The organism is Nonomuraea diastatica (assembly GCF_004349015.1).
GTDB classification, from domain to species: Bacteria; Actinomycetota; Actinomycetes; order Streptosporangiales; family Streptosporangiaceae; genus Nonomuraea; species Nonomuraea diastatica.
Genome location: NZ_SMKP01000231.1, coordinates 1 through 15,366, shown reverse-complemented (window position 1 = coordinate 15,366; position 15,366 = coordinate 1). Strand labels below are relative to the sequence as shown.

13 protein-coding genes are annotated in these 15,366 nt (G+C 71.7%); 8 read left to right on the top strand and 5 right to left on the bottom strand.

Annotated elements, in window-relative coordinates:
• The 5 genes from E1294_RS46250 to iolC form a co-directional block, all read right to left on the bottom strand.
• A partial coding sequence (locus E1294_RS46250; protein WP_246083757.1) for an AI-2E family transporter occupies positions 1 to 921 on the bottom strand: 921 nt, incomplete at its 3' end.
• A gap of 61 nt (positions 922 to 982) precedes the next feature.
• Positions 983 to 2,833 (bottom strand): 3D-(3,5/4)-trihydroxycyclohexane-1,2-dione acylhydrolase (decyclizing), encoded by a 1,851-nt coding sequence (iolD, locus tag E1294_RS46245; RefSeq protein ID WP_132518194.1) that lies wholly within the window; start codon positions 2,831 to 2,833, stop codon positions 983 to 985.
• Positions 2,830 to 3,714, bottom strand: coding sequence for a 5-deoxy-glucuronate isomerase (gene iolB, locus E1294_RS46240; RefSeq protein ID WP_132518192.1), 885 nt, complete (start codon positions 3,712 to 3,714; stop codon positions 2,830 to 2,832). Before iolB ends, iolD begins: the two co-directional genes overlap by 4 nt.
• A complete protein-coding gene (locus tag E1294_RS46235; protein WP_425465271.1) occupies positions 3,711 to 4,616 on the bottom strand; it encodes a Cgl0159 family (beta/alpha)8-fold protein in 906 nt (301 codons plus the stop codon). Before E1294_RS46235 ends, iolB begins: the two co-directional genes overlap by 4 nt.
• Positions 4,613 to 5,563 carry a 5-dehydro-2-deoxygluconokinase gene (gene iolC / locus E1294_RS46230; protein WP_425465272.1) on the bottom strand — a complete coding sequence of 317 codons (951 nt, stop codon included), beginning with the start codon at positions 5,561 to 5,563 and terminating at the stop codon, positions 4,613 to 4,615. The genes E1294_RS46235 and iolC overlap by 4 nt, the downstream gene beginning before the upstream one ends.
• 307 nt (positions 5,564 to 5,870) lie before the next feature.
• Between iolC and E1294_RS46225 the strand changes: the two genes are divergently transcribed.
• The 8 genes from E1294_RS46225 to E1294_RS46190 form a co-directional block, all read left to right on the top strand.
• Positions 5,871 to 7,262 carry an extracellular solute-binding protein gene (locus tag E1294_RS46225; protein WP_246083755.1) on the top strand — a complete coding sequence of 464 codons (1,392 nt, stop codon included), beginning with the start codon at positions 5,871 to 5,873 and terminating at the stop codon, positions 7,260 to 7,262.
• Entirely contained in the window at positions 7,237 to 8,169 is a 933-nt protein-coding gene (locus E1294_RS46220) for a carbohydrate ABC transporter permease (RefSeq protein ID WP_132518188.1), read from the top strand. Before E1294_RS46225 ends, E1294_RS46220 begins: the two co-directional genes overlap by 26 nt.
• Entirely contained in the window at positions 8,166 to 8,984 is an 819-nt protein-coding gene (locus tag E1294_RS46215; RefSeq protein ID WP_132518186.1) for a carbohydrate ABC transporter permease, read from the top strand. Before E1294_RS46220 ends, E1294_RS46215 begins: the two co-directional genes overlap by 4 nt.
• Complete coding sequence (locus tag E1294_RS46210; RefSeq protein ID WP_132518184.1) at positions 8,984 to 10,048, top strand: ABC transporter ATP-binding protein; 1,065 nt, start codon at positions 8,984 to 8,986, stop codon at positions 10,046 to 10,048. Before E1294_RS46215 ends, E1294_RS46210 begins: the two co-directional genes overlap by 1 nt.
• On the top strand, positions 10,045 to 11,229 hold the full coding sequence (locus E1294_RS46205; RefSeq protein WP_246083754.1) for a CehA/McbA family metallohydrolase: 1,185 nt from the start codon (positions 10,045 to 10,047) through the stop codon (positions 11,227 to 11,229). Before E1294_RS46210 ends, E1294_RS46205 begins: the two co-directional genes overlap by 4 nt.
• Positions 11,230 to 11,254: 25 nt before the next feature.
• On the top strand, positions 11,255 to 12,154 hold the full coding sequence (locus E1294_RS46200; RefSeq protein WP_132518182.1) for a TIM barrel protein: 900 nt from the start codon (positions 11,255 to 11,257) through the stop codon (positions 12,152 to 12,154).
• A 5-nt stretch (positions 12,155 to 12,159) separates the two neighbouring features.
• The gene (locus tag E1294_RS46195; protein ID WP_132518180.1) at positions 12,160 to 13,257 is read left to right on the top strand and encodes a Gfo/Idh/MocA family protein; all 1,098 of its coding nucleotides are present in this window, start codon (positions 12,160 to 12,162) and stop codon (positions 13,255 to 13,257) included.
• The coding region (locus tag E1294_RS46190) for a glycoside hydrolase family 38 N-terminal domain-containing protein (RefSeq protein WP_132518178.1) at positions 13,254 to 15,366 on the top strand (2,113 nt) is incomplete at its 3' end. The genes E1294_RS46195 and E1294_RS46190, both read left to right, overlap by 4 nt.

Here is a 15,366-nt window from a genome sequence, read left to right as displayed (position 1 = left end):
GGCCGGCGGGGGCCGTTTCGGAGGGGTCGCCGTCGCCGGTCGCTCGTCGTGCCTCCTCCTGCTCTGCAGCAGGGCGACGATCACGGAGGTCACAGGAGCGGCCAGGAACGCGCCGGTGATGCCCGCGATCACGCTGCCCACCGTGATGGCGACCAGGATGACCGCGCTGGGCAGGTCAAGGGCCTTGCCGTAGATTTGCGGCGCCAGGACGTGCCCCTCGACCTGCTGCACGGCCACGGTCACCGCGACCACGATCAGCGCCACCAGCAAGCCCTTGGCCACGAGCGCCACCACCGCGGCCAGCAGCCCCGCCATGAACGCCCCCACCACCGGGAGGAACGCCCCCGCGAACGTCAGCACCGCCAGCGGCAGCGCGCGCGGCACCCCGAGGATCCACAGCGCGAGCCCGATGAAGAACCCGTCGAACGCGCCCACGATCGCCACCCCGCGGATGTAGCGGCCGACGACGGAGAAGATCAGGTCGCCGGTCCTGGTCAGGCGGGTCCTGGCGGAGGCGGGCGCGAGGTCCACGAGCCAGCGGAAGAGCCGGTCGCCGCCGTGCACGAAGTAGACCGACAGGATGACGGCCAGCACGGCTCCGACGACGATCTCGCCGACCGTCCTGACCCCTGCCAGCGCCCCTGCGGTGATCTGCCTGCCCTGCCCCGACAGGTAGTCCCTGGCCTGGGTGAGGAGCTGCTGGTCGTCGAGCCCGACGGCGGCGACCAGGCGGTGCAGGTCGCGGAGCACCTGGTCGACGCTCGTGCGCAGCTCCGACACGCTGGCGACGGTGGGCGGCAGCAGCAGCGCGGTCAGGAACACGCCGATGATGATGGAGATGACCACCGTACGCACGTGGTGCAGGCAGAACGAGGTCACCGCGACGACCGCGAACCACCCGAGCAACCGCCACGGCCCCATGCCCAACCCCCCGATCGCGCTGGTCAGAGGCCTTCCCTCGGAAGATCGGGGGCAACCCAGGTCAGGCCGGCGGGGCGAGGTGCGGGCGCTGGGAGCGCTTGTTGGACTCGTACTCCTCCCGCGCGGCGTAGGTGGCGCTCGTCGTCGCCACCTGCGCCACGGGCACGTCCCACCAGGCCTCCGACGAGGGTGCGTCGTCCGCCAGCCGGTCGGTGCGTACGTGGATCACGGTGGTCTCCGTCGCCGACCGGGCCGCGTCGAGCGCCTTGCGCAGGTCGGCGACCGACTCGGGGCGCAGCACCGCGGCGCCGAGACTGGCCGCGTTGGCGGCCAGGTCGACGGGTAGCGGGTTGCCGTCGCGACGGGCGTAGGAGGTGCCGAGCCGCTCGGCGCCGACGCTCTCCGACAGGCGCCCGATGGAGGCGAAACCGGAGTTGTCGACCAGGACGACGATCAGCTTGATGCCCTCGGAGACGGCCGTGACCAGCTCCTGCGCCATCATGAGGTAGGAGCCGTCGCCCACGAGCACGAACACCTCGCGCTCCGGCGCCGCCATCTTGACGCCCAGGCCGCCCGCGATCTCGTAGCCCATGCAGGAGTAGCCGTACTCGACGTGGTAGCTGCCGGGGCCGCTGGGCCGCCAGAGTTTGTGCAGGTCACCAGGCATCGACCCGGCCGCGCACACCACCACGCCGTCGTCGCCGGCCGCCGCGTTGACCGCGCCGATCACCGCCGACTGCGGCAGTGGCGAGCCCTCCAGCGCGTACGCCGCGTCGACGGCGGCGTCCCAGGCACGGGTGAGCTCGGCGGCCTGGGCGCGGTGGGTGGGTGGCGTGCTCCATCCGGCGCACACCCGGCCCAGGTCGGCCAGCGCCTCGCGGGCGTCGGCGACCAGCTGCAGGCCGGACAGTTTGGCGGCGTCGAAGCCGGTGATGTTGACGTTCGCGAACCGCGCGCCGGGGGCGAAGATCGTCCGGGAGGCGGTGGTGAAGTCGCTGTAGCGGGTGCCCACGCCGATGATCACGTCGGCCTCGCGGGCCAGCGTGTTGGCGGCCGTGGTGCCGGTGGCGCCGATGGCGCCCATCGCGAGGGGATGGCCGTGGGGGAGCGCGCCCTTGCCGGCCTGGGTCTCGGCGACCGGGATGCCGTGCGCCTCGGCGAAGGCGCGCAGCTCGTCCGTGGCCTCGCTGTAAATCGCCCCGCCGCCCGCGACGATCAGCGGGCGCTCGGCCGACGTGATCAGCTCGGCGGCCCTGGCCAGGGCGGCGCGCTCGGGGCGCGGCCTGGGAATGTGCCACACGCGGCGGGCGAACAACTCGTCCGGCCAGTCGAACCCCTCCGCCTGGACGTCCTGCGGCAGCGCCAGCGTCACCGCGCCGGTCTCGGCGGGGTCGGTGAGCACCCGCATGGCGGCCAGCAGCGCCGGCGGGAGCTGCTCGGGGCGGTTGATCCGGTCCCAGAAGCGGGAGACCGGCTTGAAGCAGTCGTTGACCGAGATGTCGTAGGAGCGCGTGTCCTCCAGCTCCTGCAGCACCGGGCTCGCCACGCGGGTGGAGAAGATGTCACCGGGCAGCAGCAGCACGGGCAGGCGGTTGATCGTCGCGCCGGCCGCGCCGGTGACCATGTTGGTCGCGCCGGGGCCGATCGAGGTGGTGCAGGCCAGGGTCGTCAGCCGGTTGCCGGCGCGGGCGTAGGCGGCGGCGGTGTGCACCATCGCCTGCTCGTTGCGGGTCAGGTGGTAGGGCAGGTCGTCGGCGGAGGTGGCCAGCGCCTGGCCGAGACCGGCGACGTTGCCGTGGCCGAAGATGCCGGCGCAGCCGCCGAAGAAGCGCCGCTCCACGCCGTCGCGCTCGCTCCACTGCTGGGCCAGGAACCGCACGACGGCCTGCGCCACGGTCAATCGGGTGGTCATGAGACCTCCTTCCTCCCGAACGGCAGTCTCGGGTCGATGGGCTGGGAGTCCCACGAGGAGCGGATCCAGGCGTGGCCGGGGTCGTCGCAGAACGCCATCGAGCGCTGCTCCGCCGGGCCCGCCAGGACGTTCAGATAGTAGAGGTCGTAGCCGGGCGCGGCCATGGAGGGCCCGTGGTAGCCGTACGGGACCAGCACGACGTCGCCGGACGAGACCTCGGCCAGGGTGTCGATCTGGCCGCGTTCGGAGGAGTAGACGCGCTGGTAGCCGAGGCCCCGGCCGGCGACCTCGAAGTAGTAGATCTCCTCCAGCACGGCCTCGCCCGGGTTGGGGGTGTCGTGCTTGTGCGGCGGGTAGGACGACCAGTTCCCGCCGGGGGTGAGCACTTCGACGGCCATGAGCTTGTCGCACTCGAAGGCGCCGGGGGCGCAGAAGTTGTTCACCTGGCGGCTGGCCTGGCCCGCGCCCCTGATCTCCACGGCGACGTCGGCGGCGGGCACGTGGCGGGGCTCCAGCGCGCGGGTGGCGCGGGCCGAGGGCAGCGCGATGCGCCCGTCGCCCCTGAGCGTCACGTGGGCGCCGATCGGCAGGTAGACGAAGTCGGACGGGCCGTCGAACACCGAGGATCGCCCGGCCAGCTCGAACGTCACCGCGTCAGGCCCGTGCGTGGCGGGCGGCGGGGAGGCGGATGGGGTGATGGCGACCGTGCACGAGCCCGACAGGGGGAGCACGAGCATCTCCTCCTCGCCCGTGTCGAACGAGACCGTGGCGTCGGCCAGGTTCGCGACGCGCAGGCCCGAATAGGTCCATCCGGCCAGGGACGGGGTGATCTCCACCGCCCAGGGGCCGTTGGCGGACTTGCCGTACGGAAGGTATGTCATGCGCGGGCCTCTCGAACCAGGGCGGCGGCGCCGTCCACGGCGGTTGCTACGTCGTCGTCCGGAGGGTAGAGCAGAGCGCGCCCGACGACGAGTCCCCGCACGCCCGGCAGGCCGAGCGCGCGGTCCCAGCCGGCGTAGGCGGCGTCGATGTCCGGTGGGTCGCCGCCGAGCAGCAGGGCGGGCAGCGTGGTGGCCGCCATCACCCGCTCCATCTCCGCCACGGCGGGGATCTTGAGCCAGGTGTAGGCCGAGGTCACGCCGAGCGCCTGGGCGACGCTGATCGCGCGGATCACGGCGTCGGGCGACAGGTCGTTGCGGACGGCGCCCGTCTCCGAGCGCAGCGACCAGAACGGCTCCACCATGGCGACCAGGCGTCTGCGGGCCAGGTCGGTGACCGCGCGGGCGCATGATTCCAGCGTCGTCACGGTCGCGTGGTCGCCGGGGTCGATGCGGCAGAGCATCTTGCCGCCGTCGAGGCGCATCGTGTCGATCGCCGCGGCGTCGAAGCCGGTGAAGCGGTCGTCCAGCTCGAACACCGAGCCCTGCAGACCGCCCCTGTTCATGGAGCCGAAGGCCAGCTTGCCCTCCAGCGCCCCCAGCAGGAGCAGGTCCTCCAGCACGTCGGGGGCGGCCAGGATGCCGTCGACGCCCGGCCTGGCCAGCGCGGTCTGGAGGCGGCCGAGCAGGTCGGCGCGGCTGGCCATGGCCAGCGGGCGGTCGCGTACGGCCAGCGCCCCTCTGGCGGGGTGGTCGGCGGCGATGATGAGCAGCCGCTCGCCCTCGCCGGGCAGGCCGCGTCGCTGCCGCCGGGCCGCCGCCTCGGCGATCTCCTCCGGCTTGGTGGCGCGGATGTGGGTGAGCCGCGCGTAACCGGCGGCCCTGGGCAGCGTGATGTCGCTCAAGAGCGACCCCCGTTCTCGGTGCCGTTCAGCAGGTCCTCGACGTCCGCCGTCGCCGGCATGGCGTCGGCGCAGGCCAGGCGGGCGGCCACGAAGGCGCCCGCGGCGTTGGCGAAGCGGATCGTGCGCTCCAGCGGCCAGCCGCGCAGCAGGCCGAGGCAGACGGCGCCGCCGAACGCGTCGCCCGCTCCGATGCCGTTGACCACCTTCACCTCCACGGGCTCCACCAAGGCGCTCTCCTCGGCGGTGCGGGCGAAAACCCCTTCTGGGCCCATCTTCACGATGGCGACCTTCACCCCGGCGTCCAGCAGCGCCTGCGCGGCGGCCTCCGGATCGCGTACGCCGACCGCGGTCTCCACCTCGTCGAGGTTGCCGACCGCGACGTTCGCGTGCGGCAGCGCCCGGCTCGCCGCCTCGTACGCCGCCTCCCGCGACTCCCACAGGCTGGGCCGGTAGTCCAGGTCGAACACCGTCCAGCCCGTGGTGCGCGCCGACAGGGCGGCGGCGTGGGCCGCGGCGCTGGGCTCCTTGCTCAGGCCGGTCAGCGAGAACCAGAACAGGCTCGTGGCCGCGATGGCGTCGAGGTCGAGGATGTCGGGGGAGATGCGCAGGTCGGGTGGATGCTCGCCGCGGTAGAAGTAGATCGGGAAGTGGTCGGGAGGGAAGATCTCGCAGAACGTGACGGGCGTGGGCGGGCCCTCGATGGTGCTCACGTAGGCGTCGTCGACGCCGAAGCCGCGGATCGCCCGCCGGACGAAGTCCCCGAAGGGATCGGCTCCCACGGCGGTGATCACGGCCGGGCGCAGCCCGTGGCGCGCCGCGGCCACGGCGACGTTCGTCGGGCTGCCGCCGAGGAACTTGCCGAAGGTCTCGACGTCGGCCAGCCCGACGCCGGTCTGCAACGGGTAGACGTCGACGCCGCAGCGGCCGATCGTGATCAGGTCGTGCACGGCGGGCCCGGGCGTGCGGCCTGTCGCGGGGAGCGGGGTCTGCACCTGACGCACCTCCAGGGTGAGGCTTCTCTCGACACTATGGCATATTGTCATGACATTCGGATGTCCGCTATGTTGCCTTACGTGCCCACCTTGAGACGAGCGCGACGCACCTGCGGCTGACCCCTCTCCTTCAGGCAAACACACAGCGTACGGGCACAGTCCGGAAGCATGACCCGGTCATTTGGGCGGGCTTTACGTCATATGCATGTCATGACATATTGGCCCATGGCTTCCTCCCCCAAGGACATGTCGGAGGGTTTGCATGGCAGTGCGGAAACGGTCGCTGGGAGTGGTCGCGGTCCTCGCCGCGGCCGGGCTGGGGCTCGCCGCGTGCGGCCAGTCGTCCGGCGGAGGCGAGGGTGAGGCCATCGAGCTGACGATCACCCAGAACGCCATCAAGGGCGGTAAGAACGCCGCCGGAGCGACCTTCATCGAGGACTGGGTGATCCCCAAGTTCGAGGCCGCCCAGAAGGCGAAGGGAAAGGACGTCACGGTCAAGTTCGTCCCCAGCGGAGTCGACGACGAACAGTACAAGACCAAGCTCTCCCTCGACCTCAAGTCAGGCAAGGGCGCGGACGTCATGGACATCGACGGGATCTGGGCCGGTGAGTTCGCCGAGGCGGGCTACATCAAGCCGCTGCCCGAGCTGGTCGGGCCGGAGGCCGACAGCTGGGACGGCTGGTCGCAGATCCCCGAGGCCGTCCAGGGCATGGCCGAGTTCAACGGCAAGAAGTACGCCCTGCCGGTCGGCACCGACGGCCGGGTGCTCTACTTCAACAAGACGCTCTTCCAGAAGGCCGGGCTCCCCGCCGACTGGCAGCCGAAGAGCTGGCAGGAGATCCTCGACGCGGGCACGAAGCTGAAGTCCGCGGGCGTGCCCGTGCCGATCCAGATCAACGCCGGCACCGCCATGGGCGAGGCCACCTCGATGCAGGGCGTGTTGCCGCTGCTCGCCGGCGCGGGCGGCGAGGTGCAGCAGGACGGCAAGTGGACCGGCGCCTCCCAGGCGTTGAAGGACGCGCTCGGCCTCTACCAGAAGATCTACGGCGGCGGCCTCGGCGACCCCAAGCTCCAGCAGGAGGCCAAGGGCCGCGACAAGTCGTTCCAGCAGTTCGCCGAGGGCAAGGTCGGCATCCTGATGGAGGGCGACTATTTCTGGCGCGGCGTCGTCAACCCCAAGGACGGGGTGGCGAAGATGGCCGAGCGCGACCAGGTCGTCGGCTACGCCATGATCCCCGCGATCGAGCCCGGCAAGGGTGTGCGCGGCCAGGACTTCGTCAGCATGTCAGGCGGCGCCCTGCGCACGGTCAACCCCAACAGTGAGCACCCGAAGGAGGCCTTCGAGTTGCTGACCTTCACGCTCTCGCCCGAGGCGCTGAAGGAGGAGACAAAGGACGGCAACGTACGCGTCACCCCGCGCACCGACGTCAACAAGGAGATCCTCGCCGGCGAGCCGCTGCTGACCTTCATCTCGGAGAAGGTGCTGCCGGTGACCGCCTACCGGCCGCCCGTCGCCGTCTATCCGCAGGTGTCGGTGGCGCTGCAGGAGGCCACCGCAGAGGTGGTCGGCGGCACCGCGCCCGACCAGGCGGCGGCCGACTACCAGAAGAAACTTGAGGGAATCGTCGGTGGCGCAGGCAACATCGCCTCCTGAGGTCGTCAAGGAAGACGAGCGGACCCGCCGCGGCTACAGTTCTGACGCGGCGGGCCTGGGCAGCCTGCGGGCCGGGGCGTTCGTCGCCCCCGCCCTGCTGCTCATCGCCGCCTTCCTCGTGTTCCCCGCGCTCTGGGTGCTCTACCTGGGGCTCACCAACTACCGCCTGACCGGCGCCGCCGCGGCCGAACCGGAGTTCGTCGGGCTCGGCAACCTGCTCGACGCGGTCTCCAACCCCACGTTCTGGAACTCGACCTGGCTGACCGTGCAGTTCGTGCTCGGCTCGGCCGTCATCGGCCAGGTCGTGCTCGGCTTCACGATCGCCTGGATGCTGCGCGACCGCGCAGGACCGCTCAAGCGGCTGGTCGAGGGCCTGGTCATCCTGGCCTGGATCCTGCCGAGCGCCGTCGTGTCGTTCCTGTGGGTGGCGCTGCTCGACCGCGACGGCGGCACGCTCAACGCGCTGCTCGGCATCCCCGGCTTCCCGTGGCTGCTCGATCACCCGATGTTGTCGATCATCATCTTCAACACCTGGCGCGGCACCGCGTTCTCGATGATGTTGTACGGCGCCGCGCTCGGCAACGTGCCGCCCTCCCACCTGGAGAGCGCCCGCCTGGCCGGAGCCACCGGCTGGCAGCAGCTCAGGGACGTGGTCTTCCCGCACATCCGGGGGCACATCCTCACCAACCTGCTGCTCATCAGCCTGTGGACGTTCAACGACTTCTCCCCGTTCCTGCTCACCGCGGGCGGCCCCGACGGCAGGTCCGAGGTGCTGGCCGTGCACGTGTACAAGGTCGCGTTGCAGAGCGGCGAGCTGGGTTACGGCGCCGCCGTGTCCACGATCATCCTGCTGATCAACCTGGTCGTCGCGGTCTTCTACCTGCGGCTGCTCCGGAGCAAGAAATGACGCGCTTCGTCCTGGGCCGGATCGGCTTCTCCACGCTCATCGCGGTGCTGCTGGCCTTCTTCACCATCCCGCTGCTCTGGCTGGTGACGGCCCCGTTCACCTCCGACCCCTCGTACGAGGTCAAGGTGCCCGACTTCACCTGGGACAACTTCCAGGCGGTCGTCGAGCACCCGTACGCGCTGCCGTCGCTCTACAACTCGCTGGTGTTGTCGGTCGGCACCGCCGTGCTGGTCGTGCTGCTCGCGGCGCTGGCCGCGTACGCGCTGAGCCGGGTGCGCCTGCCCGGCCGGGACGCCCTGCTCTACGCGCTGCTGCTGCTGTCGTCGATCATCACGGGTACGGCGGCCATGGTGCCGCTGTTCCAGCTCGCGGTCGAGCTGAACCTGATCGACTCGCATCTCGGGCTGATCCTCATCCTGACCGGCGGGCTGCTGCCCGCGGCGATCTTCATGCTGAAGGACTTCATGGACTCCACGCCGAAGTCCTACGAGGAGTCGGCGCGGGTCTTCGGGGCCTCGCCGCTGCAGATCGTCCGGCACGTGGTGGTCCCGCTGGTACGGCCGGGACTGGCCACGATCGGGGTGTGGGCCCTGGCCAATGTGTGGGGGAACTTCCTGATGCCGTACCTGCTGCTGAGCGACGTCGAGAAGCAGCCGGCCGCGGTGATCACGTACACGCTCTACACCGAGGGCGGCCAGGCCAACCTCAGCATGTTGTCCACGTTCGGCCTGCTCTACTCGATTCCCGTGGTGCTCATGTACCTGTTCGTCAGCAAAAAGTACGGCTTCCGCTTCCACGGAGGGATCAAGCGTTAATGGCCGCCATCGAACTACGCGGGCTGACCAAGGTCTATCCCGGCGGGGTGAAAGCGCTCGACTCGCTCGACCTCGACATCCCCGACGGCGAGTTCTTCGCCCTGCTCGGACCCTCCGGCTGCGGCAAGACGACCCTGCTGCGCACGATCGCCGGCCTGGAGACCGCCACCGGCGGCGCCGTGGTCATCGGCGAGCGCGACGTGACCGGGGTGCAGCCGGGCGGCCGCGACGTCGCGATGGTCTTCCAGGACTACGCGCTGTTCCCGCACATGGACGTCACGGACAACATCGCCTACCCGCTGCGGATCAAGAAGGTCGCCAAGGGCGCGCGCCGCGAGAAGGCGGAGGAGGTCGGCGCGCGGCTCGGCCTCGACCACCTCATGGACCGCCGGCCCGGGCAGTTGTCGGGCGGCCAGCAGCAGAGGGTCGCGCTGGCCAGGGTGATGGCCACGCAGGCGCAGGCGTTCCTGTTCGACGAGCCGCTGTCCAACCTCGACGCCCGCCTCCGGCTCGAAGCCCGTACGTTCCTCAAGAAGCTCCAGCGTGAGCTGGGCGTCACCACCGTCTTCGTCACCCACGACCAGGCCGAGGCGCTGGCCATGGCCGACCGGATGGCCGTCATGGAGGCCGGGCACATCCGGCAGATCGGCACTCCGGCCGAGGTGTTCCAGCGGCCCGCCAACACGTTCGTGGCCGGATTCATCGGGTCGACGCCCATGAACCTGCTGGATGGCGCCGTACGAGGTGACACGCTGGAGGTCGCGGACTGCAAGGTGGCGGTCCCGGCCGCCGCCGAGGGGCGGCTGACCGACGGGGAGAAGATCGTCTACGGCGTGCGGCCGGAGTACATGGCCTACTCGGCCGGACCGGCGGAGGGCGCGCTGAGCGGGAAGGTGGCCATCGTGGAGAACCTGGGTGCGTCCCACCTGGTGACCCTCGACGTCAACGACGTGCTGGTGCAGGCCGTCGTGCCCGAGGGCAGCGAGCCCGCCGTCGGCGACGACGGCCACGCGCTGCCCCGCCGCGACCGGGCCCTCGTCTACCGTGACGGGGAGCTGGTGTGATCATCACAGGCCGCTGGAGCCTGGACGACAGGCTGGAACAGATCCTGCGGGAGGTGCCCTTCGAGGTGGGCGCGGGCACGGCCGCCGTGACGGTGCGGCTGGCGTACGACAGGTCGCAGGGCGTCATCGACCTCGGGTGCGGCTCGCCCGCCGGGTTCCGCGGCTGGTCGGGCGGCGCGCGTGACACGTACACGATCAGCGAGGACTGGGCGACCCCCGGCTACCTGCCGGGCGAGCCGGAAGCGGGCACGTGGCACGTGTGGCTGCGGCTGCACCGGATCCCGCCGCAGGGCCTCGACTACACGCTGGAGATCACCACCGCGACCGTCGTGCCACCGGAGCCGGTCGTGGCGGAGCCGCCGCACGGCGAGCGCCCGGCGCGGCGCGACATCCCCGACGCCGGCGGGCTGCGGTGGTTCGCGGGCGACTTCCACGCCCACACCCTGCACAGCGACGGCGGGCTCAGCATTCCCGAGCTGGCCGAGCTCGCCCACGGCAGAGGGCTCGACTTCCTGGCCGTCACCGACCACAACACCGTCAGCCACCACCCCTGGCTGGACAAGATCGACCGGGAGATCACGCTCATCCCCGGCCAGGAGGTCACCACCGACCGGGGCCACGCGAACGTGTTCGGCGACGTCGGCTGGGTGGACTTCCGGCGGCCCGCGGACTCCTGGGCTGAGCACGCCGAGCGCGCGGGCGGGCTGATGTCCGTCAACCACCCGCTCGGCGGCGACTGCGCCTGGCTGCTGCCGATCGAGCGCCGGCCCGCGATCGCCGAAGTGTGGCACTCCGGCTGGTGGGACCGCCGCTGGGGCGCGCCGCTGGCCTGGGCCGACGCCTGGCGCCACGACCTCACCGTGATCGGCGGCAGCGACTTCCACCGCCACGGCTCCGACGGCCTGCCCGGAGCGCCGACGACGTGGGTGCTGGCCGAGGACACGGCCACGGTGCTCGACGGCGTGCGTGCCGGGCGCACCGCCGTCTCCGCGGGTCCCGACGGGCCGCTGCTGCTCAGGCTGGGCGACGAGCTGCTCGCGCTGGACGCCGACGGCCTGGTGCTGGTGGCCCCAGACGGACGGCGGCGGGTCGTCCGCGGCGACCGTACGCTCCTGCCCGCGTCTTGCGGCCGCCACCGGCTGGAAACGTACGAGAACGAGGTGATCGCGCTATGCGAGTGAACGTGCCGACGAACGGAGTGAGGTCATGAGCACGCGAGTGCGGAAGGTCGCCAACGCGCCGGTGAGCTTCGGGGTGTTCGAGCTGAGCGACGCGCCGCCGCCGCTGGGCGCCGACGAGATGGTCGGCGCGCTGTCCGCGGCCGGTTACGAGGGCATCGATCTGGGCCCGGCCGGTTACCTGGGGACCAGCGCCGACCTGGTGGAACGGCTCGACGGCCTGCTGCTCGCCGGCGGCTGGGCCGATCTGCGCTACAACGACGCCGAGGCGTTCCGCGAGGGGCTGACCACGCTGGAGGCGACGCTCGACGTGTTCGCCGCCGCGCCGCCCGCGCCCGAGCATCTGGCGCCGCGGCCCACGCTGGGCTGCTCCGGCTCGCCGGACAGGTTCGCCCGCCCGGGTGGGAGCGTTCCAGGGCTGCCGTCCTCCGAATGGCCCGGGTACGCCGCCCGCGTGCAGGAGGCGGTCGGCCGGTGCCGCGAGCGCGGGTTCGAGCCCGCCTTCCACCCTCACCTCGGCACCTACGTCGAGACCCCCGACGACGTGGAGCGGCTGCTGGAGCTGACCGACGTCGAGCTCTGCCTCGACACGGGCCACCTGCTGCTGGGCGGGGGAGACCCGGTGACCAAGCTGCGCGAGTGGGCCGGCCGGGTCGGCCACGTGCACATCAAGGACGGCGACACCAAGATCCTCGCCGAGGCCCTGGACGACGGCGTCGACCTGCGCGAGCTCATGGGCCGCGGCGGGTTCGCCTCCCTCGGCGAGGGCGAGCTGGACCTGCCCGGCGTGGTCGCGGCGCTCGACGAGATCGGCTACGAGGGCTGGGTCATCGTCGAGCAGGACACGCTGCCGGGCCGCCGCTCGGTCGCCCAGAACATCGCCGATCAGGCCGCCAACCGCCAGAGACTGAGGGAACTGGGACTTTGACACAGGTGAGAATCGCTCTGGTGGGGTGCGGGGCCGTCACCCAGGCGGTCTACGTGCCGTTGTTGTCGAGGCGGCGTGACCTGTTTGAGGTGAGCGCCGTCTGCGACCTGTCACGGACGCTGGCCGACGCGGTCGGCGACCGGCTGGGTGCCGCCAGGCGCTACACCGCGCTGGAGGAGATGCTGGCCGACGGCGGATTCGACGCCGTCGTCATGCTGGCGTCCGGCTCGCACGGCGAGGCCGTGCGGCAGGCGCTGAGCGCCGGTCACGCCGTGCTGTGCGAGAAACCGCTCGCCCTGACCAGGGCCGAGGTGGCGGCGCTGCCCGAGGGGCGGCTGATGGTCGGCTACATGAAGCAGTACGACCCGGCGGTGCGCAGGGCCGAGAAGCTGCTGGCGGAGCTGGGCGGGGCGGAGGCGATCAGGTCGGTCGAGGTGGTCGTGCTGCATCCGAGCGGGGAGTCGCAGCTCGCGTTCGCCAACCTGACGCAGGCCCGTGACGTGGATCCCGGGCTGCTCGCCTCGCTGCGGGCCGCCGAGAGCGAGCTTGTCGCGCGGGCGCTGGGGGAGCCGGCGCCGGAGCCGGTGCGGAATCTGTACGGAGTGGCGCTCGGCTCCATATGCCACGACTTGTCGCTTTTGAGGCGCTTCACTGGATCGCCAGCCGAAATTTCGTACGTTGAGACGTGGGGCCCCGCGCCCGGGTCCATCGAGATCTCCGGGCCGCTGCCCGTCCGCGGCCGGTTCGGGATCCGCTGGCACTACCTGGAGGACTATCCCGCCTACCGCGAGACCGTGGCCATCCACCACGACAAGGGCTCGCTGGAACTGGTCTTCCCCGCGCCCTACCTGATGAACGCCCCCACCACGCTCACCGTCGTCTCCGGCGGCGAGCACGGCGCGAGCGGGGAGAGCCGCGCCCACTGGCGCGATGTGACCGAGGCGTTCGAGGTACAACTGGCCGCCTTCCATGCTTTCGTGAACGATGGCGAGCCGCCGCTCACCGGCGCGGGCGGCGGGCTTGAGGACATCGTGACGGCCCAGCGGATCGCCGCCCGCTACGCCGTACAACATGGACTGCCCATAGGAGGGGAGGCAGCGTGAGCACGGAGATCGTCGTCGTACCGCACACGCACTGGGACCGGGAGTGGTACGAACCGTTCCAGCGCTTCAGGCTGCGCCTCGTGGCGCTGCTCGACGAGGTGCTCGACACGATGGAGCGCGAGCCCGCCTACCACTTCACCCTCGACGGGCAACTCGCCTGCGTGGACGACTACCTGGAGGTGCGCCCGGAGAACCGCGACCGGGTGGCAGCGCTGGTCGAGTCGGGGCGCCTGGCGGTGGGCCCGTGGCAGATCCTGCTCGACGAGTTCCTGTGCTCGGGCGAGAACATCGTCCGCAACCTCGAACTCGGCATGGCCAGGGCCGACAAGCTCGGCGGGGCCATGCCGGTCGGCTACCTGCCCGACATGTTCGGGCACGCGGCGCAGATGCCGCAGATCCTGCGCCGGGCGGGGCTGCTGCACGCCTGCGTCTACCGAGGGGTGCCGTCCTCGGTGACCACCGACGCCTTCGCCTGGGTCGCGCCCGACGGCACGGCGCTGCGCACGCAGTACCTGCCCGCCGGCGGCTACGGCAACGGGGCCCATCTGTTCCACGACTCGGCGGGACTGAAGGAACGGGCGGCCGCGTTCACCAGGACGATGCGCGAGTGGCACGGGCCCGAGGGCTCGCTGCTGGCGATGTACGGCACCGACCACTCCGCGCCCGTGCGAGGGCTGCCGGAGATGGTGGCGGAGATCGGCGCCCGCATGGACACCTTGTCCGGATATATCGGGGCCTATTCGGGTGAGGTGGACGGCCTGCCCGAAGTCCGCGGCGAGCTTCGCTCGCACGCGCGCGCCAACATCCTCCCCGGCGTCATCTCCGTCCGCGCCCACGTCAAGCAGGCCATGGGCCGCGCCGAGCGGATGGTCGAGCGCTACGCCGAGCCGCTGGCCACGCTCTGGGGCGACGAGTGGCCCGGACGTTTCCTCGACATGGCCTGGTGGCGGCTGGTGGACGCCAGCGGCCACGACTCGGTGACCGGGTGCGGCGTCGACGAGACCGCCCAGCAGGTCGCCGCGCGCATCGCCGAGGCCGAGCACCTCGGGCAGGCCGTACGCGACATGGTGACCGCCCGGCTGGCCGGCGCGGTGCCGTCCGACGGCGTGCTCGTCGTCAACCCGACGCCCGCCCCCAGGCGCGGCGTGGTCGTCGTCGACGTGGCCGGCCACCACCCGCTGGTGGACGCCTCGGGCGCGCCCGTGCCCATCCAGCCGCTGGAATACGCGGCCACGCTCCTGCTGGACGACGAGATGGACCCGGCCACCGCGCTGAGCTTCGTCCACGGCACCGAGCTGTACGGCCAGCACATCACGTCCTGGTCGGTCGAGGACGGCACACTGACGTTCACGGTGGCCCACGAGACGCAGATGGTCTTCGACGTCGACGACCTGCGCGGCGAGCTGGACGGCGTGACGCGGGTCCGCATCGTCGCCGAGCCCCGGCGCACGGTCGCGGCCCTGGTCGAGGTCCCGCCGCTGGGCCACACGAGCATCCGGCCCGCGCCGCACGAGCAGGTGTTCGGCCCGCCCGCGCGGGAGACCGGCCCGCCCTCCGAGCACGCCCCGTCCTGCTGGCTCAGCTCCGACTCGGCCACCCTGCCGGTGCGCGGCGACGAGGAGGTGCTGGACAACGGCCTGCTGCGCGTCGCGATCGCCGGCGACGGCACGCTCACGCTGGTCGGTCAGGACGGCACGACGGTCACGGGCGCCGGCCGCATCGTGGACGGCGGGGACGTCGGCGACACCTACAACCACGCGCCCCCGCCGGCCGACCTGATCGTGGACGAGCCGGTGTCGGTCGAGACCGAGCTGATCGCCTCAGGCCCGCTGGTGGCCATGGTGGACGTGCGCCGCACGTACCGGTGGCCGGCCGCCGGCGGCGGCATCGACGGCGCCCCGGAACTCCCCGCCATCGCGCGGACGCCCACGACCGAGAACGTCGTCGTCACCACCCGCGTCGAGCTGCGCGCGGGCGAGCCCTTCGTCCGGCTCGACGTCGAGTTCGACAACCGCTGCGACGACCACCGGGTGCGCCTGCACGTGCCGCTGCCCGACCGGGCCACGCAGTCGTACGGCGAGGGGCAGTTCGCGGTGACCACCCGCGGGC